Annotated in this window: 22 protein-coding genes; 15 read left to right on the top strand and 7 right to left on the bottom strand. The window is 56.7% G+C overall.

Features of this window, described 5'->3' with window-relative positions; genetic code table 11:
• Positions 1–100: 100 nt before the first annotated feature.
• From dinI to mdtH, 4 genes are all read right to left on the bottom strand, one after another.
• Positions 101–352: a DNA damage-inducible protein I gene (gene dinI / locus ROR01S_RS13120; protein ID WP_004860494.1), complete on the bottom strand. Its 252-nt coding sequence runs from the start codon at positions 350–352 to the stop codon at positions 101–103.
• A 72-nt stretch (positions 353–424) separates the two neighbouring features.
• Complete coding sequence (gene pyrC, locus ROR01S_RS13115; protein ID WP_032717206.1) at positions 425–1,471, bottom strand: dihydroorotase; 1,047 nt, start codon at positions 1,469–1,471, stop codon at positions 425–427.
• 122 nt (positions 1,472–1,593) lie between these two features.
• Positions 1,594–2,154: a lipoprotein gene (locus ROR01S_RS13110; protein ID WP_004860496.1), complete on the bottom strand. Its 561-nt coding sequence runs from the start codon at positions 2,152–2,154 to the stop codon at positions 1,594–1,596.
• 113 nt (positions 2,155–2,267) lie between these two features.
• Positions 2,268–3,476 (bottom strand): multidrug efflux MFS transporter MdtH, encoded by a 1,209-nt coding sequence (gene mdtH / locus ROR01S_RS13105; protein WP_004860497.1) that lies wholly within the window; start codon positions 3,474–3,476, stop codon positions 2,268–2,270.
• A 229-nt stretch (positions 3,477–3,705) separates the two neighbouring features.
• Here mdtH and rimJ point away from each other — a divergent pair, with 229 nt between their 5' ends.
• The 4 genes from rimJ (at position 3,706) to murJ (ending at position 7,521) form a co-directional block, all read left to right on the top strand.
• Positions 3,706–4,290, top strand: a complete 585-nt coding sequence (gene rimJ, locus ROR01S_RS13100; protein WP_004860498.1) for a ribosomal protein S5-alanine N-acetyltransferase — start codon at positions 3,706–3,708, stop codon at positions 4,288–4,290.
• 9 nt (positions 4,291–4,299) lie between these two features.
• Entirely contained in the window at positions 4,300–4,947 is a 648-nt protein-coding gene (locus tag ROR01S_RS13095; protein ID WP_004860499.1) for a YceH family protein, read from the top strand.
• Positions 4,948–4,949: 2 nt separating this feature from the next.
• Positions 4,950–5,873 (top strand): Gfo/Idh/MocA family protein, encoded by a 924-nt coding sequence (locus ROR01S_RS13090; protein WP_015584654.1) that lies wholly within the window; start codon positions 4,950–4,952, stop codon positions 5,871–5,873.
• Between the two features lie 112 nt (positions 5,874–5,985).
• A complete protein-coding gene (murJ, locus tag ROR01S_RS13085; protein WP_015584653.1) occupies positions 5,986–7,521 on the top strand; it encodes a murein biosynthesis integral membrane protein MurJ in 1,536 nt (511 codons plus the stop codon).
• 54 nt (positions 7,522–7,575) lie between these two features.
• Here the strand turns inward: murJ and ROR01S_RS13080 are convergent, their stop codons facing one another.
• Positions 7,576–8,790 (bottom strand): MFS transporter, encoded by a 1,215-nt coding sequence (locus tag ROR01S_RS13080; RefSeq protein ID WP_015584652.1) that lies wholly within the window; start codon positions 8,788–8,790, stop codon positions 7,576–7,578.
• Positions 8,791–8,806: 16 nt separating this feature from the next.
• Between ROR01S_RS13080 and ROR01S_RS13075 the strand changes: the two genes are divergently transcribed.
• Positions 8,807–9,835, top strand: a complete 1,029-nt coding sequence (locus ROR01S_RS13075; RefSeq protein ID WP_162268837.1) for a LysR family transcriptional regulator — start codon at positions 8,807–8,809, stop codon at positions 9,833–9,835.
• A 696-nt stretch (positions 9,836–10,531) separates the two neighbouring features.
• Here the strand turns inward: ROR01S_RS13075 and rne are convergent.
• Positions 10,532–13,828 carry a ribonuclease E gene (gene rne, locus ROR01S_RS13070; RefSeq protein ID WP_064359561.1) on the bottom strand — a complete coding sequence of 1,099 codons (3,297 nt, stop codon included), beginning with the start codon at positions 13,826–13,828 and terminating at the stop codon, positions 10,532–10,534.
• A gap of 828 nt (positions 13,829–14,656) precedes the next feature.
• Between rne and rluC the strand changes: the two genes are divergently transcribed.
• Entirely contained in the window at positions 14,657–15,610 is a 954-nt protein-coding gene (gene rluC, locus ROR01S_RS13065) for a 23S rRNA pseudouridine(955/2504/2580) synthase RluC (protein WP_015584649.1), read from the top strand.
• A gap of 465 nt (positions 15,611–16,075) precedes the next feature.
• Here the strand turns inward: rluC and ROR01S_RS13060 are convergent, their stop codons facing one another.
• Positions 16,076–16,660, bottom strand: coding sequence for a Maf family protein (locus ROR01S_RS13060; RefSeq protein WP_015584648.1), 585 nt, complete (start codon positions 16,658–16,660; stop codon positions 16,076–16,078).
• A 141-nt stretch (positions 16,661–16,801) separates the two neighbouring features.
• Between ROR01S_RS13060 and yceD the strand changes: the two genes are divergently transcribed.
• The 9 genes from yceD to pabC all read left to right on the top strand — a co-directional run bounded on the left by yceD (position 16,802) and on the right by pabC (position 24,228).
• Positions 16,802–17,323 (top strand): 23S rRNA accumulation protein YceD, encoded by a 522-nt coding sequence (yceD, locus tag ROR01S_RS13055; protein WP_004860507.1) that lies wholly within the window; start codon positions 16,802–16,804, stop codon positions 17,321–17,323.
• A 16-nt stretch (positions 17,324–17,339) separates the two neighbouring features.
• Positions 17,340–17,513: a 50S ribosomal protein L32 gene (gene rpmF, locus ROR01S_RS13050; protein WP_000290724.1), complete on the top strand. Its 174-nt coding sequence runs from the start codon at positions 17,340–17,342 to the stop codon at positions 17,511–17,513.
• 201 nt (positions 17,514–17,714) lie between these two features.
• Positions 17,715–18,812, top strand: coding sequence for a phosphate acyltransferase PlsX (gene plsX / locus ROR01S_RS13045; RefSeq protein ID WP_071824628.1), 1,098 nt, complete (start codon positions 17,715–17,717; stop codon positions 18,810–18,812).
• Positions 18,813–18,865: 53 nt separating this feature from the next.
• Positions 18,866–19,819: a beta-ketoacyl-ACP synthase III gene (locus ROR01S_RS13040; RefSeq protein WP_064359560.1), complete on the top strand. Its 954-nt coding sequence runs from the start codon at positions 18,866–18,868 to the stop codon at positions 19,817–19,819.
• A 15-nt stretch (positions 19,820–19,834) separates the two neighbouring features.
• Positions 19,835–20,764, top strand: coding sequence for an ACP S-malonyltransferase (fabD, locus tag ROR01S_RS13035; protein WP_004860511.1), 930 nt, complete (start codon positions 19,835–19,837; stop codon positions 20,762–20,764).
• Between the two features lie 12 nt (positions 20,765–20,776).
• Positions 20,777–21,511 (top strand): 3-oxoacyl-ACP reductase FabG, encoded by a 735-nt coding sequence (gene fabG, locus ROR01S_RS13030; RefSeq protein ID WP_004860512.1) that lies wholly within the window; start codon positions 20,777–20,779, stop codon positions 21,509–21,511.
• 210 nt (positions 21,512–21,721) lie between these two features.
• Complete coding sequence (gene acpP / locus ROR01S_RS13025; RefSeq protein ID WP_000103754.1) at positions 21,722–21,958, top strand: acyl carrier protein; 237 nt, start codon at positions 21,722–21,724, stop codon at positions 21,956–21,958.
• An 86-nt stretch (positions 21,959–22,044) separates the two neighbouring features.
• The gene (fabF, locus tag ROR01S_RS13020) at positions 22,045–23,286 is read left to right on the top strand and encodes a beta-ketoacyl-ACP synthase II (protein WP_004860514.1); all 1,242 of its coding nucleotides are present in this window, start codon (positions 22,045–22,047) and stop codon (positions 23,284–23,286) included.
• 132 nt (positions 23,287–23,418) lie between these two features.
• A complete protein-coding gene (gene pabC, locus ROR01S_RS13015; protein ID WP_044346839.1) occupies positions 23,419–24,228 on the top strand; it encodes an aminodeoxychorismate lyase in 810 nt (269 codons plus the stop codon).
• Positions 24,229–24,230 lie beyond the last annotated feature (2 nt).

Here is a 24,230-nt window from a genome sequence, read left to right as displayed (position 1 = left end):
TGTGCCTGACGCGATGTTCCGGCAGCTTTTGCTTCAGACTGGCCTGCTCTGTTTGTTCAGAGCCCGTGCCATTCTGCTGCGGCATGCTGCCAGAGAGGCGTCAGGATGCGTCATGGACAAACCAGTCATCAGCGCTTTCCCAGGTTTCTTGCAGGATTTCGCTTATCCGGTCTTTATCTTCTTTCAGGCCGCCAATGACGGACAAATTGTTATTGGCGGCAAAGCGTACGGTTACCTGGCTTGGAAGAGCCGGGAACTGCTGTTCAATGCGTCGGGAGAGTTCATTATTTAGCGCTTCTAAGGCGCCGTGCGGTAAGGCTGTAGATTTGGCGATAGACACTTCGATGCGCATGATTGCCCCCTGTGTAATATACTGGTTATTTATACAGTATTCAGTTTGCGTTTACAACAAGGGGCAGCGCTTTTATTTTTTCATCGTCCAGCGCAGGGTTTCACCGGCAAGGAAAGGCACCAGGGTGTCGTCCGGCAGGGCGATGCTTTCAACGACGGTGCTCTCTTCGCGCACCAGCTCAACAAAGGTATCATTCACCGGCAGGCCGTAGAAGCGCGGGCCGTTGAGTGAACAAAACGCTTCGAAGTGCTGCAGGGCATTCATCTCTTCAAATACCGTCGCATAGCTGCCCAGCGCGGTCGGCGCGTTAAAGCAACCGGCGCATCCGCAGCTGGCCTCTTTACGATGGCGGGCGTGCGGAGCGGAGTCGGTTCCCAGAAACGCGCGGCTAAAGCCGCTGGCAACCAGCTCACGCAGCGCCTGCTGGTGGATATTGCGCTTCAGAATCGGCAGACAGTAAAGATGGGGACGCACGCCGCCAACCAGCATGTGATTACGGTTAAACATCAGATGCTGAGGCGTAATGGTCGCGGCCAGCAGTTCGTTACCGTCGCGAACGTATTCGGCGGCATCTTTGGTGGTGATATGTTCGAACACCACTTTCAGGCCCGGTAAACGCTGACGCAGCGGCTCCATTACCGTTTCGATAAAGCGCGCTTCGCGATCGAAGATGTCAATCTCGGCGTGGGTGACTTCACCGTGAACCAGCAGCGGCATGCCCAGCTTTTCCATGCGCTCCAGCACCGGCATGATGGCATCGATGCTGGTGACGCCGTGGCTGGAGTTGGTGGTGGCATTGGCCGGATAGAGTTTGGCTGCGGTGAATACGCCAGCGTGGAATCCACGCTCCAGCTCCGCCGGGTCGAGCGTATCGGTCAGGTAGCAGGTCATCAACGGCGTAAAGTCGTGCCCGGCGGGAACGGCGTCAAGGATACGCTGGCGATAGGCTATCGCCGCTTCAACGGTGGTGACAGGCGGCACCAGATTCGGCATCACGATCGCCCGGCCATAAAACTCACTGGTGTAAGGCACGACGATCTTCAGCATATCGTCATCGCGGAGATGGATATGCCAGTCGTCAGGGCGGCGGATTTTCAATACCTGGGATTGTGCTGTCATGGAAAGCTCCGGCTAATAGGGTCAGTCATCAGGGCTGTTTTTGCCGGGCACTAAGGATAAGCGTAAACGTTTTCCTTTGCATCAATTTCCGTAAAAAAACGGGCGCCGCAGCGCCCGTCGTATTAATTGGTGAACGGGATGATAATTTCGCCCGGTTTCACCTCGATGCCTTTTGCGTATTTTTTCGCCAGCGCTTCGCCGGTGCTGGCATCTTCGCGCAGAACGTAGGCCGGCTGCTGGTTAAAATAGCTACGCAGAGACTGATTCAGATAGGGAATCAGGGTCTGTACGACGGACTGCAGTTTCTCAGGCGACACTTTCGCATCAACCACTTCCATCTCCTGCAGGAAGATCGCGCCTTTCTCTTTATTAAAGACCGGCAGCGCCTTGAGCTTCAGGTCGATGGTGGCTTTCTGATTGCCGAATAACGAGTTCAGATCCAGGTTGGCAATGCCGCTCAGCGTCACTTTATTCGGCTCTTCACGGCCAATCGCACTGGTCAGATCGTGTAACTCAATATGGGCATCCGCCACGCCCGGCAGGCCGATATCTTTGGCGAAATGGTTACGTTTCTGTAGCGCCTGGTTAATTTCCTGCTCGCTAACTGAATACTGTGTGAGCTGGTTACAGCCGCTCAGAAGGCCGCTGACAATGAGCGCGGCCACGATAAACATCTTTTTCATTAGATTCCTTAACGGTCATGCCAGGACTTATCCTGACATAAAGCAGTATGGCCTGCCAGCATTCGACGCACTAGCGGAAAATGCTGAAAACAGGCCTTACCTTAAATCTCTGGTCAGGTACGTGGCTCCAGCATGCCGGACGTCGACCGCTTCTGGCTGAACTGCCACCACAGAGCAATGAAGGTAAACAGGCCGATAACACCCAGCATCAGCCACGGCAGTTCGGGCTGATTCAGCGCTTTACCCGCATCGAACAACCATCCGCCGCCGGCGTAGCCAAACGCGCCGCCGAAGGCCAGCCCCAGCCGGCTGAAGCCCATATAGCTGCCGCGCGCCCGGGCATCGGCTAAAGAGGCTCCCAGGGTTTCCCGCGCCGGTTCCGCAACGATCGATCCAATATAGAAGATACAAATCAGGGTAAACAGCTGCTGTAAATTGCTGGTCAAGCCAATAGGCAACATGGCGAGGGTCATCACCAGTAACCCGGCCATCAGCCGATGCTCCAGGCGAAAGCGCTGTTCGCTCCAGCGGGCAATGGGATAGAGCAGGGTTAACGATATAGCGGCTTCAATGGCATACATCCATTTTACCGCGGTCGGTGAACCGGCGATGTCGTTAACCATAATGGGCAGCATGAGCATCACCTGGACGGCCAGCATGTAGTAGCCGGTGAGCGTCAGAACGTAGGTGACAAAGCGCTTGTCGCGCAGCACCCGGCCCAGGCCTTCCCGCACCGGTGTTTTCACGGTGGAAAGCTTCCACGCCGGGAGATACCAGGCGTTGAACGCGGCGCAGGCGACAAACAACGCCGCGCCCACGCTGCAGACCAGGCGGAAGTCGTATTGCAGCAGCCAGCTGCCGAGCAGGGCGCCAATCACCGCCCCGGCGCTGTCCTGCATCATCAGAATCGAAAAGAATCGCCCGCGCTGATGCGGACGCACCAGCTTGACCACCAGCGCGGCGCGCGGCGGATCGAACAGGGTGCCGCCGAGCCCGGAGAGAATGCAGGAGAGCCACAGAACCCACGGTTCATGGGCCACGGCCATCGCCGCGAAACCGCCCGCGCGCATGAGCATGCCGGTGACGATCATCGGCTTGGCGCCAAAGCGATCGGCGACCGCGCCGCCAAAAATGCCTAATCCTTGCTGTACCAGCTGGCGCAGGCCGAGCGCAATCCCGACCATCAGCGCCGCCCAGCCCATCTGGTCAACAAAGCGAATAGAAATTAGCGGGAAGACGACAAAAAAGCCCAGAACCACCAGCATGTTGTCGACCAACAGGAAATATTTACCCAGGCTCCTTGCCTGCGATACGCGGGACATTTCCCCTCCAGGGAAAATAAAGAGTTACCCGGATAGTGTGCGGGGAAGATGCTGACTTTCCCAGCATCATTGCGACAATATTTTTTTATCAAAAAGCAAGATCGATAGAGTCTATTCATCGAAAAAGGGAGATGGTGCAGAAAATGGTATGTTGCTGTTTTCACACAACCGTTCAGGACAGGTATAGTGAAAGGAGCAGGGTAATCAGTCAGGGGAACAGGAGAAGGGAATGTTTGGCTATCGCAGTAACGTACCTAAGGTGCGTTTGACGACGGACAGGCTGGTGGTGCGGCTGGTATACGATCGTGACGCCTGGCGTCTGGCCGATTATTACGCGGAGAATAAAGGGTTCTTAAAACCCTGGGAGCCAGTGCGCGATGACAGCCACTGCTACCCCTCTGGCTGGCAGGCGCGTTTATCGATGATTTCCGAGTTTCATAAACAGGGCTCGGCATTCTATTTTGCGCTGCTCGATCCTGAAGAGAAAGAGATTATCGGCGTGGCAAATTTTTCCAATGTGGTTCGCGGGTCGTTTCATGCCTGCTACCTCGGCTATTCCATTGGCGAGAAGTGGCAAGGCCAGGGGCTGATGTTTGAGGCCCTGACCGCGGCGATTCGCTATATGCAGCGCACGCAGCATATCCATCGCATCATGGCCAACTACATGCCGCATAATCAACGTAGCGGCGATTTACTGGCTCGTCTTGGCTTTGAAAAAGAGGGGTACGCCAAAAATTATCTGCTGATTGACGGGCAGTGGCGTGACCATGTACTGACGGCGTTGACGACACCGGACTGGACTCCGGGTCGCTGAGGAGAGAGCATGAAATATCAGTTAACCGCACACGAAGCGCGCGTCATCGGGTGTCTGCTGGAAAAACAAGTAACCACGCCTGAGCAGTATCCGCTGTCGGTCAATGCGGTGGTGACCGCCTGCAATCAGAAAACCAATCGTGAGCCGGTGATGTCGCTGAGCGAAAGTGATATTCAGGATCTGCTGGATGCCCTGGTCAAACGCCATTACCTGCGTACGGTCAGCGGTTTCGGCAATCGGGTGACCAAATATGAACAGCGCTTTTGTAATTCCGAGTTTGGCGATCTGAAACTGTCTCCGGCGGAAGTGGCGATCGTGACGACGCTGCTGCTGCGCGGCGCGCAGACGCCGGGCGAGTTGCGCAGCCGAGCGCAGCGAATGTATGACTTTAGCGATATGGCGGAAGTGGAGAGCGTGCTGGAAACGCTGGCAACCCGGGATGACGGACCTTTCGTCGCTCGTCTGCCGCGCGAGCCAGGGAAACGAGAATCCCGCTATATGCATCTGTTCTGCGATGATATGGACTCGCTTATTACCGCCGTCGAGGCCGTCTCGCCGCCGGCCGATGATCTTCTCGCGCGGGTTGAGGCGCTGGAAGGCGAAGTCGCGGAACTGAAAGAGCGGCTGGCCTCGCTGCTGGCTCACCTGGGAGATTAATCGTGACCGCGAAATTACGCATTGGCGTGGTGGGGTTAGGGGGCATCGCGCAGAAGGCCTGGCTGCCGGTGCTGGGCGCCGCAGACGGTTGGACGCTGCAGGCGGCCTGGTCGCCGGGTAAAGAGAAAGCGCTACGCATCTGCGACGCCTGGCGCATTCCTTATGCCGACTCGCTGGAGCAGCTGGCGGCGCAGTGTGACGCGGTCTTTGTGCATACTTCAACGGCTTCGCATTTTGAGGTGGTGAGCCGCCTGTTGCATGCAGGGGTGCATGTGTGCGTGGATAAACCGCTGGCCGATAAGCTGAATGAGGCAGAGTCGCTGGTCGAACTGGCGGCGCGCCGCAAGCTCACGCTGATGGTCGGTTTTAACCGTCGCTTTGCGCCGCTGTATCGTGAACTCAAAACGCAGATGGGCGGCGCCGCATCGCTGCGCATGGATAAACATCGCAGCGACAGCGTCGGCCACGATCTGCGTTTTACGTTGCTGGATGATTATCTGCATGTGGTGGATACCGCGCTGTGGCTGGCGGGCGGTACCGCGCGCCTGAGCGGCGGCTCGCTGCATACCACGGCCCAGGGCGAAATGCTCTACGCCGAACACCACTTCAGCACGCCTCAACTGGAGGTCACCACCAGCATGCACCGGCGTGCCGGTAGTCAGCGGGAGTGGGTGCAGGCGGTGACTGACGGCGGACTGTACGCCGTCTGTGATATGCGTGAATGGCAGGAAGAGCGCGGTCAGGGGGTGATTATGCGCCCGGTTCCGGGCTGGCAAACCACGCTCGAGCAACGGGGTTTTGCCGGCTGCGCTCGCCACTTCATCGAATGCGTGCAAAATCAGACGGTTCCGGAAACTGCGGGTGAACAGGCGCTGCTGGCGCAACGGGTGGTCGAAAAACTCTGGCGCGAGGCAATGAGTGAATAATTGGTTGTAACATCTGGGAGTAGTAATTCATGACGAACCCGGTAGACTATCGCCACTTTCCAGCGCCCGCAATCGCGGGCGTTTTACTTCAGGGTTGTGGAATAACACGTTAATGAACCTTTTAAAATCACTGGCAGCAGTCAGTTCGATGACCATGTTTTCACGCGTTCTGGGGTTTGCGCGTGATGCTATCGTCGCCCGAATTTTTGGCGCAGGGATGGCGACGGATGCCTTTTTCGTCGCGTTTAAATTACCGAATTTGCTGCGCCGTATCTTTGCTGAAGGGGCGTTCTCTCAGGCATTTGTTCCCATTCTTGCCGAATATAAAAGCAAGCAGGGCGAAGATGCGACCCGCGTGTTTGTGGCCTATGTCTCTGGCCTGCTGACGCTGGTTCTGGCGGTCGTTACCGTTCTTGGAATGCTGGCGGCACCCTGGGTGATTACCGTGACCGCGCCCGGTTTTGCCGACAGCCCGGATAAATTTACCCTGACCACCCAGCTGCTGCGCATCACCTTTCCTTATATTCTGCTGATTTCACTGGCGTCGCTAGCCGGGGCGATTCTCAACACCTGGAACCGTTTTTCCGTTCCCGCTTTCGCTCCGACGTTCCTCAACGTCAGTATGATTGGTTTTGCTCTGTTTGCCGCACCCTATTTCCATCCGCCCATGCTGGCGATGGCGTGGGCGGTCACCGTCGGCGGCGTGCTGCAGCTGGCCTATCAACTGCCGCATCTGAAAAAGATTGGCATGCTGGTTCTGCCGCGCATTAACCTGAAAGATGCCGGCGCAATGCGGGTGGTCAAACAGATGGGGCCGGCGATCCTCGGCGTCTCCGTCAGCCAGATTTCATTGATTATCAACACCATCTTTGCCTCGTTCCTGGTATCCGGTTCGGTGTCGTGGATGTATTACGCGGATCGCCTGATGGAGTTTCCGTCCGGGGTCCTTGGCGTGGCGCTGGGGACTATCCTGCTGCCATCGCTGTCAAAAAGCTTTGCCAGCGGTAATCATGATGAGTACTGCCGCCTGATGGACTGGGGGCTGCGCCTGTGCTTTCTGCTGGCGTTGCCAAGCGCCGTGGCGCTGGGGATCCTGGCGAAGCCGCTCACCGTGGCGCTGTTCCAGTACGGGAAATTCAGCGCGTTTGATGCGGCGATGACCCAACGCGCGCTGGTGGCTTACTCCGTCGGACTGATGGGACTGATTGTCGTTAAGGTACTGGCGCCGGGCTTTTATTCACGGCAGGACATTAAAACCCCGGTAAAAATCGCGATCGTTACGCTGATTATGACCCAGGTGATGAACCTGATCTTTATTGGCCCGCTGAAGCATGCCGGGCTGTCGCTCTCTATCGGCCTGGCGGCCTGTCTTAACGCCGGTCTGTTGTACTGGCAGCTGCGTAAGCAAAAGATCTTTACTCCGCAGCCGGGATGGTTCTCCTTCCTGCTGCGCCTGGTGGTTGCGGTGCTGGTGATGTCGGCGGCGCTGCTGGGTATGATGTATATCATGCCGGAGTGGTCGCAGGGCTCCATGCCGTTCCGCCTGCTGCGCCTGATGGCGGTTGTGGCGGCGGGCGTAGTGGCGTATTTTGCCACCTTAATGGCGCTGGGCTTCCGGGTAAAAGAGTTTGCCCGACGTACGGCCTGAGGCCATTCGCCGGATTGAAAAAGACCCGTTCCGCATGGCGGAGCGGGTCTTTTTTTATCGGACTGCGCGCGCTACGGATGCCAGACGGGCGCTTTCCCGCAGACGAATCGCGAGCGCAATCGCGCCGGTGACCACGGCCAGAACAACAACACCGTTCCAGCCGGCGACCACGTATAGCCGACTGCCGAGTACTGAACCGAGCGCCATCCCAATAAACACGCCGGTGAACAGCAGGGCGTTCAGGCGACCGCGAGCCTGCGGCTCGAGGCTATAAACCAGATTCTGGTGCGCGACCAGGCTGGACTGTAGACCGAGATCGAAGCCGATGGCCGAAAGACCGATTAGCAGCAGCTGACCATGTGGCGGCAGGACCGGCATCAGGAACATCAGGGCAAAAGAGAGGGTCACCAGGCCTGCACCCAGTTGAGTGACTCTTCCCGCGCCATATTTATCGGCCAGGCCACCCGCCAGCGGGGCGGCAAGGGCTCCGGCCGCTCCGGCGATGCCGAATCCCCCGGCCACGGCGCTGCCCATCTGATAATGTGCGAGCAGCATCACCGCCAGCGTTGACCAGAAGGCGCTGAAGGCTATGGATAAAAAGCCCTGAGCCACTGCCGCGCGTCGCAGCGCAGGATAGCGTTGCCACAGGTGCGCCATGGATTTCATCAGCTGCGGATAGCTTAGCGTGGAGTGAATCGCAAAGCGGGGAAGAATACGCCACATCAGCAGACCGATGAGAGCGATACTCACGGCTGCCGCCTGATACATCACCCGCCAACCGAACAGCGCCCCGACCAGGCCGCTGACGGTCCGCGAGAGCAGAATCCCCAGCAGCAGGCCGGTCATCACCGTCCCGACCATTTTTCCCTGCTTACCGGCCGGGGCCAGAATCGCTGCTGCCGGAACAATATCCTGCGCCATCGTCGCGGCCATCCCGATCAGTAAGCTGACCACCAGCAGTGAAGTGAGCTGGTCCGTCAGGCTACACAGCAGGAGCAGGACCGCCAGCGCCGCGCTTTTCAGCAGAATCAGCGTCCGCCGGTCGTGGCGATCGCCGAGCGGCAGCAGAAACAGAATGCCCAGCGCGTAGCCCGCCTGGGTCAGGGTCGGGACGAGACCCATCCCTTCAACGCTCAGGCGCAGGTTGGCACCCATCAGCGGGAGCAGGGGCTGGGCGTAATAAATAGAGGCAACGCTAAAACCAGCGCCAAGAGCGAGTATAAAAATGATCCAGCCTGCCTCGCGGGAGGATAGTGGAGTCGGGGTCATGATGAAGTCCTCGTAGATGAGATGGCGCTATTCTTCCCCGAATGCCGCTGGCGCGGTAGATAGCGTGGTGGTAAAACGGTTATACGTTTCACGTATAGAGAAAATGATAATGAAGAGGCAGGAGCGTATAGATCGCATCGAACTGATGCGGACCTTTATTCGAATCGTCGAGGCCGGTTCACTCTCTTCGGCGGCGCGGCAGCTGGAGACTACCCAGGCGACGGTCAGCCGCCGTCTGCAGTCGCTGGAGAGTATGCTCGGTAGCCGGCTGATCCTGCGCACAACCCATGCCATGAAGCTCACCGATGATGGCGAACGCTGTTACCAGCATGCGCGTCAGGTGGTAGATGCCTGGCTGGCGCTGGAGGACGAGATGAGTATCGCCGACGATCGGCCGGTAGGGGTACTGCGCGTGCGTGCGCCTCATGCCTTTGGTCAGCAGCAGCTGCTGGGGCCGCTGGTCAGTTTTCTGCAGCGCTATCCGCAGCTGGCGGTGGAGTGGATGCTGAATGACAAAACCGTCGATTTTCTCAGTGACAATATCGATTGTGCGATTCGGGTGGGGGCTGAAGTTGACCCGGCCACGGTGTCGGTGCTGCTGGCCGAAGTTCCGCGTAGTCTGGTGGTCGCCCCGGAGCTGTTGTCGCGCTATCCGGCATTAGCGATACCTCAGGATCTGTCGCGGCTGCCGTGGGTGGCCATCAGTACCTTTTATCAACATGAAGTGGAGTTGCAGCATCAGGAGGATAGCCGGGAGCTTTCGTTTGGTATTGTGCCGTGCCTGAGCACCGATAGCGTGTATGTGGCCCGTAATACGGCGCTGGCGGGGCTGGGGGCTGCTATCGTGTCGAGTTGGGCTGTGACGGAGGATATCGCCGCCGGTCGGCTGATTGAGCCATTTCCGCAGTGGCGGGCCTCTCCGCTGCCGGTCCACCTGGTCTATCCGTGGGCGCGTTATTATCCGACCCGCCTGCGGAAGTTTCTCGATCTGATGCGCGAAGTGATGCCGCAGGTTGCCGGGATGCAGCGCCCGGAAGGGGAATAAAGAAACGGCCAGAGGCTAATATCGATTGTTTAAGGGGCGGCTGACCGATCCGGCAGAGGTGTAAGAATCCGTCATCTCACGGAGATTACCGTTTTTTATGCGGCGTGGTCAGGTTTTCAACATCTCTGCAGGAGTTTCTGTCCCGTCGTTCGCTGTTAAGCCAGGGATGTCATTTTTATGCTGGTTTATGCGAAAAGGGTCTTCGTACTCTGGCGCATGTGTTGTGTGGAATATTCCGTTCACGTGAGATTCCGCACGCTGCTGTTTCCTGCGCGACAGGTGAACGGCACAAGGCCGGTTTCGCCTGGCCCTGGGAACCCGGCATTGCGGCAGGAAAATCGTCGCGACGCGATACCTTTGTCTCCGCCGTCTGGCTGTTGGGGGACGGCAAGAGGTCACCTCCCTGTAAGGCTTGCCTCCGCCAGATGAAGACGGAGTGGAGCATACCGCGCAGCGGCCGTTTTCAGCGCAATGCCGTTCACCCGCAGCGGGGGGGAGAAAAGTGGCGGATTTATCGTGAACGGAACATGCCACAAAAGTGAACGGAATACTCCACTGCACCCCCGCGGCAGACCCCTTTCGCGCCAACCACCGTTTACCGGCATCACCCTGTCCGGCGATAAAGCAAAAAAAAAGCGGGTTACCTTTAAGTAACCCGCATTAGGCCTGTGGCCGGTTTTTTATGACGTACCGCGTTTACTCGGCAGGTTGTGGACGGGTAGGTTCCGCCGTCGCCTGGTGAGTTGCGCTGTGGCCGCCTGCTGCGCCTTTGCCGTCAAAGGCAAATGACGGGCGAACCCAGTCGCTGTGACGCGGCGCTTCTGGCTCGTAGGCCGGCGCCGGAGCACGCGTCATCGGGGCGGTGGCGTGGCGATGAGACACGACAACCGCTGCCGCTGGTGTAGCGACCACGACCGGAGCAGGCGCTGATTCGACGACCGGCGCGGCTTCAACCACCGGAGCAGTTTCAACTACCGGAGTAGCTTCAACTACCGGAGTAGCTTCAACTACCGGAGTAGCTTCAACCACCGGCGCCGGTTCAATGACCTGCGGTGCCGGAGCTTCTGCTGCCACAACCGGGGCAGGTTCCTCAACAACGGCTTCTGCAGCCGTGTCTACCGCTACTGTTTCCGGCTCGGCAACAACCGGCGCAACAATGCTTTCTGCCTCAACTACCGGCGCTTCTGCGGCGATAATATCCTGCGGAGCAACCTCGGTTTCGCGGGCGACCTCCGGCTGAACAGTCTGCGCGGCTTCAGCGACGGTCGCTTCGGCTACGACAGGTTGTTCGGCGGCAACAGGCGCTGCTTCGGCAACCGCCGGGGCGACCACTTCTGCAATGGCAGCTTCAGCGACAGCAAAAGGAGCGACAGTTTCAGTCACGGAGGCCTGAACCTGCTGTTCTTCCTGCTGTTGATCCTGCGGACGGGCAACCGGGTAACGAATCCACACTTTACCTGACGCCATTTCCGGAGATGCACAGGCTACGGTCAGCGGCATCGGCGACTGGGTCGGGTAACGCTCATCGCGGTAACGACGACGGCGCTGACCGCTGACGCGCAGATGACGCGGCGAGCGACGAGAGCGACGCGGCATACCGTTGGCTTCGCGAGACTCGTTGTTGTCGTCATGGTCGCCGTTACTTTCAACGACGGCAGGCAGATCGACTTTCGCCAGTTCCGTGCGCGGAGCGACAGCTTCCGGCTGGACCGCAGCCGCGGTTTCAACAACCTGAGCGGCCGTTTCTGCGACCGCAGACTCGATGCGAACCTTCTGGGATAACTGACGCGGTTTACGACGAGACATCGTCTGAACGCGTTCTTCCTGCTCGGCTTCCTGCTGGACTACCGGCTCTTCGCGCGTTTGTGGCTTAGCTTCCTGCGGCGCCTGGCGCTTCTCATCGTTACGACGACGATTACGCTCACGACGCGGCTGCTGCTCATCGCGCGCTTTGCCTTTTTCAGCATCCTCGGTCACCGTCTGGCGAGATTCACGCGGCTCGACATTCTGCTGCTGTTTCTCGCGACGATTACGGCGGTTTTCCTCGCGGGATTCACGAGGTTCACGGCCTTCGCTATTTTCAGCGCGGTTATCGCGGTTATCACGACCGTCGCGGTTATCACGGTTATCACGACGCTCGTTGCGGTCGCGGCGATTGTTGGTCCGCGGTTTGCGACGTTCTTGCTGACGTTCCGGTTTCTCTTCGGCTTTCTTCTCTACCTGAGGTTCTGCCGGTTTAGCTTCTTCTGCACCGGAGAAGATGTTTTTCAGGGCACCAAAGAAGCGCGAAAGCAGACCAGGCTGCGCCGGCGCGGCAGCGGCAACCGCTGGTTTTGCGGCGGCAGGTGCGGCAACAGGAACTTCCTGCTCGGGTGCAGGCGGTACGTCCGGCATCACGAAGGTGGCCAGAGCCGGCTGCTCAGGGCGTTTACGCTCGGCCGGTTCTTCGTCCGCAGGCAGCGCCATCTCTTCTTCATGCAGTTTAGGCAGCAGATAGCTCAGGGTAGAGGTCTCTTCGCCTTTGCGTACGCGCAGCACGGAGTAGTGCGGGGTTTCCATCTGATCGTTCGGGACGATGATCACGCGAACGTCGCCCTGACGGGTTTCGATGGCGCTCACCGCAGCGCGTTTTTCGTTCAGCAGGTAGGACGCAATCGGCACAGGCACGATAGCGTGAACTTCCTGGGTGTTCTCTTTCAGCGCTTCTTCTTCAATCAGACGCAGGATCGAGAGCGACAGGGACTCGTTATCACGAACGGTGCCAGTACCGCTACAGCGCGGGCAGACGTGATGACTGGATTCACCCAGCGACGGGCTCAGACGCTGACGCGACATTTCGAGCAGGCCGAAGCGAGAAATATGGCTGATCTGGATACGGGCACGATCCTGACGTACCGCTTCGCGCAGGCGGTTTTCAACCGCGCGCTGGTGGCGTACCGGCGTCATGTCGATGAAGTCGATGACAATCAGGCCGCCGAGGTCACGCAGACGCAGCTGGCGGGCAATCTCATCGGCCGCTTCCAGGTTCGTGTTGAATGCCGTTTCTTCGATGTCACCGCCGCGGGTGGCGCGAGCGGAGTTGATATCGATAGCGGTTAACGCTTCGGTGCTGTCGATAACGATTGACCCGCCGGAAGGCAGGCGCACTTCGCGCTGGAAGGCGGATTCAATCTGCGATTCGATTTGGTAATGGCTGAACAGCGGGATTTCACCGGTGTACAGTTTGATTTTGCTGCTGAAATCCGGGCGACCCAGTGCAGCGATGTGCTGGCGAGCCAGCTCAAGCACTTTCGGGTTATCGATCAGGATTTCGCCGATGTCCTGGCGCAGGTAATCACGGAAGGCGCGCACGATGACGTTGCTTTCCTGATGAATCAGGAACGGCGCCGGGCGGCTATCAGCGGCTTTCTGGATGGCTTCCCAGTGTTTCAGACGGAAGCTCAGGTCCCACTGCAGCGCTTCGGCAGATTTGCCGACGCCCGCGGTACGCACGATAAGCCCCATGCCGTCCGGCAGCTCAAGGCTGGCCAGCGCTTCTTTCAGTTCGGTACGGTCGTCACCCTCGATACGGCGTGAAATGCCGCCCGCGCGCGGGTTGTTCGGCATCAGTACCAGATAGCTACCCGCCAGGCTGATAAAGGTGGTGAGCGCGGCACCTTTGTTGCCACGTTCTTCTTTATCAATCTGAACAATTACTTCCTGACCTTCACGCAGAACATCCTTAATATTCGGACGACCGTGAGAATTGTAGTTGGCAGGGAAGTATTCGCGGGCGATTTCTTTGAGGGGGAGGAAACCATGACGCTCGGCGCCGTAATCAACAAACGCGGCTTCAAGGCTAGGTTCAATACGGGTAATTTTGCCTTTGTAGATGTTCGCTTTTTTCTGTTCGTGCCCGGGGCTTTCGATATCCAGGTCGTACAGGCGCTGCCCATCAACAAGGGCGACGCGCAACTCTTCCTGCTGAGTTGCGTTGATTAACATTCTTTTCATCGTAACTTACTCATTATTCTTACATTGACGACTAAGCTGCGGGCAGAGTATTGCCTTGCCGGGGAAAACCGATGGCCTCGTGTCTGTTTCACGTCGCCAACCTCACGGTTGTCGCGCGCTTAAGAGGCGCAGAGTGTCGGTCGCCTGTATTTCAAACGGAAACACAGCGCAATTAGCAGGGGAACAGCCTGGGATGTATCACCAGAGAAGATTCCATTTATACACGTCATTTTTCAGGTTGCTTCTGCTTCGGCTTGCTCGTTCACCCCTGTCGCTGACCTACTGATGATGTCAGTTCCGGAGATTCTCTCTTTCGCCGCCTTGGCGCATCCTGAATAATTTTGCGTATATCTCGTCGTCTTTCACGTTACAGATGTAGTGGCTTAACCCGCTCATCTCAATCAGCGGACTGAGTAGAGCACCCGGGAATACCCGGAGTCGACGCCTTCCTGCGACGTGAAATCCATAGAGGCCTGTACCGGTAAGGACTGCAACCCGCAGCCCGCTAACTGTCTGAAAGATCAATACGTCTTACGCCATTGCTGCGTGGATGATCGGTCAGACAAAATTGGTCATTCCGCTAATTTCTTGTTCTAACAAGATTCAACACGGAAAACGGCATCATTATTCCATTGCTAACCTTGTTATAGCAAGTTGACTTTTACCTTTTATCACCCGGTTACTCACAGTTTTTTCACCAGCGCATACAGATTGTTCTAATAACAAACAAAACGCTGATGAAGCATTCAATGAAAACCGGATAATGATAAATATAAGCATATAAAAATGAGTGGCGCTAATGCGTCGGGCTATTTAGAATCGCGCACCATGAAAACTGAGACTCCAAGCGTAAAAATGGTTGCCATTACCGCCGATGAAGCGGGGCAACGCATCGATAACTTTTTGCGTACGCAGCTAAAGGGCGTACCGAAGAGCATGATTTATCGCATCCTGCGTAAAGGCGAGGTGCGGGTGAATAAAAAACGCGTCAAGCCGGAATACAAGCTGGAAGCCGGCGACGAAATCCGCATTCCTCCCGTTCGGGTTGCCGAGCGTGAAGAAGAAGCCGTCTCCCCGCATCTGCAGAAGGTGTCGGCGCTGGCCGATGTGATTCTGTATGAGGATGACCATATTCTGGTGCTGAATAAACCTTCCGGTACCGCGGTGCACGGCGGCAGCGGCCTGAGTTTCGGCGTCATTGAAGGCCTGCGCGCGCTGCGTCCGGAAGCCCGTTTCCTCGAACTGGTTCACCGCCTTGACCGCGATACCTCCGGCGTACTGCTGGTGGCGAAGAAGCGCTCCGCACTGCGTTCGCTGCATGAACAGCTGCGCGAAAAAGGAATGCAGAAGGATTATCTGGCGCTGGTGCGCGGGCAGTGGCAGTCGCACACCAAAGTGGTGCAGGCACCGCTGCTGAAAAACATTCTGCAGAGCGGCGAACGTATCGTTCGCGTCAGTCAGGAAGGAAAACCGTCGGAGACGCGCTTTAAGGTTGAAGAGCGCTATACGCACGCGACGCTGGTTCGCTGCAGTCCGGTTACCGGGCGTACGCATCAGATCCGCGTTCACACGCAGTATGCGGGCCACCCGATTGCTTTTGACGACCGTTATGGCGACCGCGAGTTTGACAAACAGCTGGCTGGCACCGGCCTGAATCGGTTGTTCCTCCATGCCGCCGCGCTGAAATTTACTCATCCGGGGACCGGGGAAGTAATGCGTGTCGAAGCGCCGCTGGATAACCAGCTGAAGCGCTGCCTGCAGGTGCTACGTAATAGCAAATGATCGTCCCGGCGGACGGTGAGTCCGCCGCTGTCATCTGCCGCGTCGCTGTGCCAGCCTTCACCGCGACCTTTACACCTTTCCGGGTCAATTCATCCGCAGCATGCCGCGCCTGCGCGATATCCCCATACCACAACCAATCAAGATTGCCGGTGTACTCCATCGCCAGACCTCCGGGTCAGGCGCCAGACAGCGGTCGACTCGCTCCCCGCAGCCCCTGACCTGTTGTCAGCGCCATCCTGACTTCGGCAATAGCCGTGTTGTGTCGTCCACCAGCGGATGGATAAACAGACCGACAGTCCGCGCCCTCTAATCAGGCTGGCGGGGTAATGGGCAGCCGGGGTCGACGCGTGAGTGAGTCCACGGTCATTCCAGTCGACAGGGGAAAAGAGATGGCTGGTTGAGACGGGAAAACCCAGGGCAAAGAAGCAGGCCAGAACGGCGGTTCCGGCCCGGCAGAATAAACGGCTAGCGCAACAGCGGATTACAGCCTTCCCGGCGTAGCATCTGACACAGGGCGATCAGCGGCAGGCCCACCAGCGCATTCGGGTCGCGTCCTTCCAGGCGTTCGAAGAGGGTAATGCCCAGTCCTTCACTTTTAAAACTCCCGGCGCAGTGCAGCGGACGCTCTTTGCGCACATAATTGTCTATTTCCTGCTCGCTTAAATGGCGAAAATGGACATCAAAGGGTTCACACTCGGTTTGTAGATGGCCGTTGGCGGAATTATAAAGCGCCAGCCCGGTATAAAAGGTCACAATTGTGCCGCTGGCTTTCCTTAACTGCAGGCGCGCATTCTCTTCGCTGTGCGGCTTGCCGGTAATTTCGCCATCGAGGACGCAGACCTGATCGGAACCGATAATTAAGTGCCGCGGATAGCGCTCGGCAAGAGCCTGCGCCTTTGCCTGTGCCAGACGGACCACCAGCTGGCGGGCGGGTTCGCCTGGATGAGGGGTTTCGTCGACGTCAGGCGCCGCGCAGTCAAACGGCATTGCCAGTTTTTCCAGCAACATTCGCCGCCAGGGCGATGTCGATGCCAGGATAAGCTCAGACATATTTTTTCATCCACATATAGCGCTTCGAAGAGCATCATTTTAAACTATGGGCCGCAATGTGTGCGAATAAATGGCGAAAGGCAACCTGAGGCTGCCTTTTTCTTTGACTCTATGACATTACAAAGTTAATATGCGCGCCCTATGCAAAAGGTAAAATTACCCCTGACTCTCGATCCGGTTCGCACGGCTCAAAAACGCCTCGATTACGAAGGTATTTATGCCCGTGATCAGGTTGAACGTGTAGCCGATTCAGTCGTCAGCGTGGACACCGATGTGGAATGCAGCATGTCGTTCGCTATTGATAATCAGCGCCTTGCCGTTATTACCGGCGATGCAAAGGTATCAGTAACCCTCGAATGTCAGCGTTGCGGGAAACCGTTCCCCCATCATGTCCACACAACGTATTGTTTTAGCCCCGTCAGAAATGACGAACAGGCCGAAGCACTGCCGGAAGCGTATGAGCCGATTGAGGTTAACGAATTCGGTGAAATCGACCTGCAAGCGATGGTTGAGGATGAAATCATTCTCTCCTTGCCTGTAGTTCCGGTGCATGATTCTGAACACTGTGAAGTGTCCGACGCGGACATGGTCTTTGGTGAACTGCCTGAAGAGGCACAAAAACCAAATCCATTTGCCGTATTAGCCAGCTTAAAGCATAAGTAATTGAGGAGTAAGGTCCATGGCCGTACAACAGAATAAACCAACCCGTTCCAAACGTGGCATGCGTCGTTCCCATGACGCTCTGACCGCAGTCACCAGCCTGTCTGTAGACAAAACTTCTGGTGAGAAACACCTGCGTCACCACATCACTGCCGACGGTTTCTACCGCGGTCGCAAGGTTATCGCTAAGTAATCACGCACTACTCCATGGATTTCGCGCGGCAAGAGGCGTAAGCGAGGACATCGCCGGCAGCATAGACAACTATGCGATCGGGATGAACAAGCGCAGTCAACATACTTGCAGCGTGAAAGACAAAGAGTATAAGCGTGATGAAGCTTAGCGAGGATTTCCCCAGGTGACTGGGGAATAACCGAACCGGGCAGCGACGATACCTTGACACGTCTAACCCTGGCGTTAGATGTCATGGGGGGTGATTTTGGCCCATCCGTGACAGTGCCTGCAGCACTGCAGGCACTGAACTCTAATTCGCAACTCACACTTCTTTTAGTCGGCGACCCCGACACCATCACGCCATTACTTGCCAAAGCTGATTTCGAACAACGTTCGCGACTGCAGGTGATCCCTGCGCAGTCAGTTATTGCTAGTGATGCGCGGCCCGCTCAGGCGATCCGCAGTAGCCGCGGAAGCTCAATGCGCGTGGCGCTGGAGTTAGTAAAAGAAGGGCGGGCGGAAGCCTGCGTCAGCGCGGGGAATACCGGTGCGCTGATGGGGCTGGCAAAATTATTACTCAAACCCATTGAAGGGATTGAGCGTCCGGCGCTGGTGACGGTCTTACCGCATCAGCAAAAGGGCAAAACGGTGGTGCTTGATTTAGGCGCCAACGTAGATTGCGATAGTACGATGCTGGTGCAGTTTGCGGTGATGGGCGCCGTACTGGCCGAAGAAGTGGTCGGCATTGAGAACCCCCGCGTCGCGCTGCTGAACATCGGCGAAGAAGAGATGAAGGGCCTCAGCAGTATTCGCGATGCCGCTGCGGTGCTAAAGACACTGCCGTCGCTGAACTATATCGGCTATCTTGAAGCCAACGAACTATTGACGGGCAAAACCGATGTGCTGGTTTGTGATGGATTCACGGGCAACGTCACATTAAAAACTATGGAAGGTGTTGTCAGAATGTTCCTCTCGCTGCTGAAATCACAGGGTGAGGGCAAAAAACGGTCGTGGTGGCTGCTGTTATTGAAGCGTTGGTTACAAAAAAGCCTGGCCAGGCGATTCAGTCACCTCAACCCCGACCAGTATAATGGCGCCTGTCTGTTAGGATTGCGCGGTTCCGTGATTAAGAGTCACGGTGCTGCCAATCAGCGCGCCTTCAGCGTGGCGATAGAGCAGGCAGTGCAGGCGGTGCAGCGGCAAATTCCTCAGCGGATCGCCGCTCGCCTGGAATCTTTATACCCAGCAGGTTTCGAACTGCCCACGGGCGACAGAAACGGGAACTCCCGGCAGCAAAGCGGGACGAACGAAGAAGGCTGACGACCAGCGGTTTGAACAAGGCGGGTATATTACCCAAGAGTGACTGAGCGTACATGTATACGAAGATTATTGGTACCGGCAGTTATCTGCCCGAGCAAGTGCGTACTAACGCCGACCTGGAAAAAATGGTAGAGACGTCTGACGAGTGGATTGTCACTCGTACGGGTATCCGTGAACGTCGTATTGCTGCACCGAATGAAACCGTTTCTACGCTGGGTTTTGAAGCGGCAAAAAATGCGCTGGATATGGCGGGCGTTAAACCGGAGCAAATTGGTCTGATCGTTGTTGCGACCACCTCGGGTACTCACGCATTTCCAAGTTCAGCGTGTCAGATTCAGGCTATGCTGGGTATTAATGGCTGCCCGGCCTTTGACGTAGCGGCGGCGTGCGCAGGGTTTACCTACGCGCTGAGCATCGCCGATCAATACGTGAAAAACGGAGCCGTGGACTATGCGCTGGTGATTGGCGCTGACGTTCTGGCGCGCACCTGCAATCCTGACGATCGCGGGACGATCATTATTTTTGGTGATGGCGCGGGAGCCGTCGTACTGGGCGCTTCTGAAGAGCCGGGGATCATTTCCACCCACCTGCATGCGGATGGCCGCTACGGCGAGCTGTTAACGCTGCCGAACGCCGATCGCGTAGAGCCGGAAAATCCGATCTATCTGACGATGGCGGGCAACGAAGTGTTTAAAGTTGCCGTGACCGAGCTGGCGCACATTGTTGATGAGACGCTGGCGGCGAACAATCTCGATCGCTCGGCGCTGGACTGGCTGGTACCGCATCAGGCTAACCTGCGCATCATCAGCGCGACGGCGAGAAAACTGGGAATGTCGATGGATAACGTGGTGGTGACGCTCGATCGTCATGGCAATACCTCCGCGGCTTCCGTTCCCTGTGCGCTGGATGAAGCGGTTCGCGATGGCCGCATCCAGCGTGGTCAGCTGATTCTGCTGGAAGCCTTTGGTGGCGGTTTCACCTGGGGTTCCGCGCTGGTTCGTTTTTAGTATAAGGATTTAGACATGACGCAATTTGCTTTTGTGTTCCCGGGACAAGGTTCTCAGACGGTCGGCATGTTGTCTGACATGGCAGCGGCGTATCCGGTTATCGAAGAAACTTTCCGTGAAGCCTCTGCGGCGTTGGGTTACGATCTGTGGGCGCTTGCTCAGCAGGGCCCGGCGGAAGAACTGAACAAAACCTGGCAAACTCAGCCTGCGCTGCTGACCGCTTCCGTGGCGCTGTATCGCGTCTGGCAGCAGCAGGGCGGTAAGACCCCGGCTCTGCTGGCGGGTCATAGCCTGGGTGAGTATTCCGCGCTGGTTTGCGCCGGCGTGATTGATTTTGCCGACGCGGTGCGTCTGGTCGAAATGCGCGGCAAATTTATGCAGGAAGCTGTTCCGGAAGGGACCGGCGCCATGTCAGCGATTATCGGTCTTGACGATGCGTCTATTGCCAAAGCCTGTGAAGAGTCTGCCGAAGGGCAGGTCGTGGCTCCGGTCAACTTTAACTCGCCGGGCCAGGTGGTCATTGCCGGCAACAAAGAAGCCGTTGAGCGTGCCGGTGCCGCCTGCAAAGCTGCCGGTGCTAAACGTGCGCTGCCGCTGCCGGTGAGCGTCCCGTCCCACTGCGCGCTGATGAAGCCTGCGGCGGAAAAACTGGCGGTTGAACTGCAAAACATCACCTTTAACGCACCGGTTATTTCGGTGGTGAACAACGTTGATGTGAAGTGTGAAACGGCGCCAGACGCGATTCGCGATGCGCTGATTCGCCAGCTGTACAGCCCGGTTCAGTGGACCAAAACCGTTGAGTTTATGGCATCCCAGGGCGTAGAGCATCTGTATGAAGTGGGGCCGGGTAAAGTCCTCACCGGTCTGACCAAACGTATTGTTGACACCCTGACCGCTTCCGCGCTTAACGAGCCAGCAGCGATGTCTGCGGCGCTTGAGCAATAAAAGAGGAATACCATGAGTTTTGAAGGAAAAATCGCGCTGGTTACCGGTGCAAGTCGCGGCATCGGCCGCGCAATCGCAGAAACGCTTGTCGCCCGTGGCGCAAAAGTGATCGGCACGGCCACCAGCGAGAGCGGTGCGCAGGCGATCAGCGATTACCTCGGTGCTAATGGCAAAGGTATGCTGTTGAATGTGACCGATCCGGCATCTATCGAATCTGTTCTGGGAAATATTCGCGCAGAGTTTGGTGAAGTTGATATCCTGGTTAATAATGCCGGTATTACTCGTGATAACCTGTTAATGCGAATGAAAGATGATGAGTGGAACGATATTATCGAAACCAACCTGTCATCAGTTTTCCGTCTGTCAAAAGCAGTAATGCGCGCTATGATGAAAAAGCGTCACGGCCGCATTATTACTATCGGTTCTGTGGTCGGTACCATGGGAAATGCTGGTCAGGCCAACTACGCTGCGGCGAAAGCGGGTCTGATTGGTTTTAGTAAATCGCTGGCACGTGAAGTCGCGTCCCGCGGTATTACTGTTAACGTTGTTGCTCCGGGCTTTATTGAAACGGACATGACGCGTGCGCTGTCTGAAGATCAGCGTGCGGGTATTCTGGCGCAAGTTCCTGCGGGTCGCCTCGGCGATGCAAAAGAAATCGCCAGTGCGGTTGCGTTCTTAGCTTCTGACGAAGCAGGTTACATCTCTGGTGAAACCCTGCACGTCAACGGCGGAATGTATATGGTCTGACCGAGATTTGCACAAAACGCTCAGGAACCGCGCAGTCTGTGCGATCCCGAATGCGGTTTTGTGCAAAATGATTTGCGTTCTGAGGGCAAACACCCGCAAAATAGCGTAAAATCGTGGTAAGACCTGCCGGGATTTAGTTGCAAATTTTTCAACATTTTATACACTACGAAAACCATCGCGAAAGCGAGTTTTGATAGGAAATTTAAGAGTATGAGCACTATCGAAGAACGCGTTAAGAAAATTATCGGCGAACAGCTGGGCGTTAAGCAGGAAGAAGTTACCAACAATGCTTCCTTCGTTGAAGACCTGGGCGCTGATTCTCTTGACACCGTTGAGCTGGTAATGGCTCTGGAAGAAGAGTTTGATACTGAGATTCCGGACGAAGAAGCTGAGAAAATCACCACTGTTCAGGCTGCCATTGATTACATCAACGGTCACCAGGCGTAAGTGAACATCTCCAGGCGGTCATTCGACCGCCTGAGTTTTATCTTTTTGTCCCACAAGAATCTATTTTCCCTCCCTGGAGGACAACCGTGTCTAAGCGTCGTGTAGTTGTGACCGGACTGGGCATGTTGTCTCCTGTCGGCAATACCGTAGAGTCTACCTGGAAAGCTCTCCTTGCCGGTCAGAGTGGCATCAGCCTGATCGACCATTTCGATACTAGCGCCTATGCAACAAAATTTGCTGGCTTAGTAAAGGATTTTAACTGTGATGACATTATCTCGCGCAAAGAACAGCGCAAGATGGATGCCTTCATTCAATATGGAATTGTCGCTGGCGTTCAGGCCATGCAGGATTCTGGTCTTGAAGTAACGGAAGAGAACGCAACCCGCATCGGTGCCGCTATTGGTTCCGGCATTGGCGGTCTCGGCCTGATCGAGGAAAACCACAGTTCGTTGACCAACGGCGGACCTCGTAAGATCAGCCCGTTCTTTGTACCGTCTACAATTGTTAACATGGTGGCCGGGCATTTGACCATCATGTTTGGTCTGCGTGGGCCGAGTATTTCTATCGCGACCGCTTGTACCTCTGGCGTACACAATATTGGTCAGGCTGCGCGTATCATTGCGTACGGCGATGCTGACGCAATGGTGGCCGGCGGTGCGGAAAAAGCCAGTACCCCGCTTGGCGTGGGTGGCTTTGGTGCCGCGCGTGCGCTCTCAACCCGCAACGACAATCCGCAGGCGGCAAGCCGTCCGTGGGATAAAGATCGTGACGGTTTTGTGCTGGGCGACGGTGCGGGTATGGTCGTGCTGGAAGAGTACGAACACGCCAAAAAACGCGGCGCGAAAATCTACGCGGAAATCGTCGGCTTTGGTATGAGCAGCGATGCTTACCATATGACGTCTCCTCCGGAGAACGGTGCCGGTGCGGCCCTGGCGATGGTGAATGCCATCCGCGATGCAGGGATTGAACCGGGCCAGATTGCTTACGTCAATGCGCACGGCACCTCGACGCCGGCGGGCGATAAAGCAGAAGCGCAGGCGGTTAAATCTGTCTTCGGCGATGCTGCAAGCCGCGTGATGGTCAGCTCAACCAAATCAATGACCGGGCACCTGCTGGGCGCCGCCGGAGCAGTAGAATCGATCTACTCCATCCTGGCGCTGCGCGATGGCGTGGTTCCGCCGACCATCAACCTGGATAATCCGGATGAGGGTTGTGACCTGGACTTCGTTCCGCACGAAGCGCGTCAGGTTTCCGGTATGGAGTACGCGCTGTGTAACTCCTTCGGCTTTGGTGGCACCAACGGTTCACTGATCTTTAAAAAGATCTAAGCCCGTCGCGCCTGCCGCTAAATCCTGACTCAGGCCTGCATAAAATGCGGGCCTTCTTTTTTCTTCAGCTTTCTCTGCTTGTCCTGCGTAATTCATCCTGAGACACTGACAGGCCACCGATAAGGAGCCGCTATGTTCTTGATTAATGGCATTGAACGGGACACCCTCGCCGCCAGTGACCGGGCAATCCAGTTCGGCGACGGGTGCTTTACCACCGCACGTATCGTGGGACATCAAGTGCAGATGTTGCCGGCCCATCTCCGACGTTTGCAGCTGGCCTGCGCAGCGCTCATGATTCCCTACGCGCAATGGCAGCAGCTGGAAGCTGAAATGCAGCGCCTGGCGCTTGAACAGCAAAGCGGCGTGCTGAAAGTGATACTGACCCGGGGGGCGGGCGGTCGCGGCTACAGCGGCGCGAGCTGTCAGAGTCCCACACGTATCCTCAGCGTTTCAGCTTATCCCGCCCATTATGCGCGCTGGCAAGAAACCGGCGTTGCGCTGACGCTAAGCCCGGTTCGCCTGGGGCGTAATCCATTGCTGGCCGGGCTGAAGCATCTGAACCGACTGGAGCAGGTGTTGATCCGGTCTCATCTTGAGCAGACGGACGCCGATGAGGCGCTGGTTCTTGACAGCGACGGGTGGCTTACGGAATGCTGTGCCGCAAATCTGTTCTGGCGCAAGGGGATGGATGTGTTTACGCCACGTCTCGATCATGCCGGAGTCAATGGCATTATGCGTCAGCATTGCATCGCGCAGCTGGCACAATCGTCGTTTCGCGTTGTCGAAGTCACTGCGGGCGCAGATGCCTTGCGTGATGCCGATGAAGTGCTGATATGCAATGCGCTGATGCCGCTGGTACCGGTTCGCCGCTGGGACGAGACATGCTGGTCCTCGCGAGAGCTTTATCATTTTTTAGCCCCACTGTGTGAGCTGTCTGGTTAGTC

It is taken from the genome of Klebsiella ornithinolytica NBRC 105727 = ATCC 31898 (assembly GCF_001598295.1).
Taxonomy (GTDB): Bacteria; Pseudomonadota; Gammaproteobacteria; order Enterobacterales; family Enterobacteriaceae; genus Klebsiella; species Klebsiella ornithinolytica.
The sequence above is the reverse complement of the archived record's forward strand: the minus strand, read 5'-3'. Positions and strand labels throughout refer to the sequence as shown.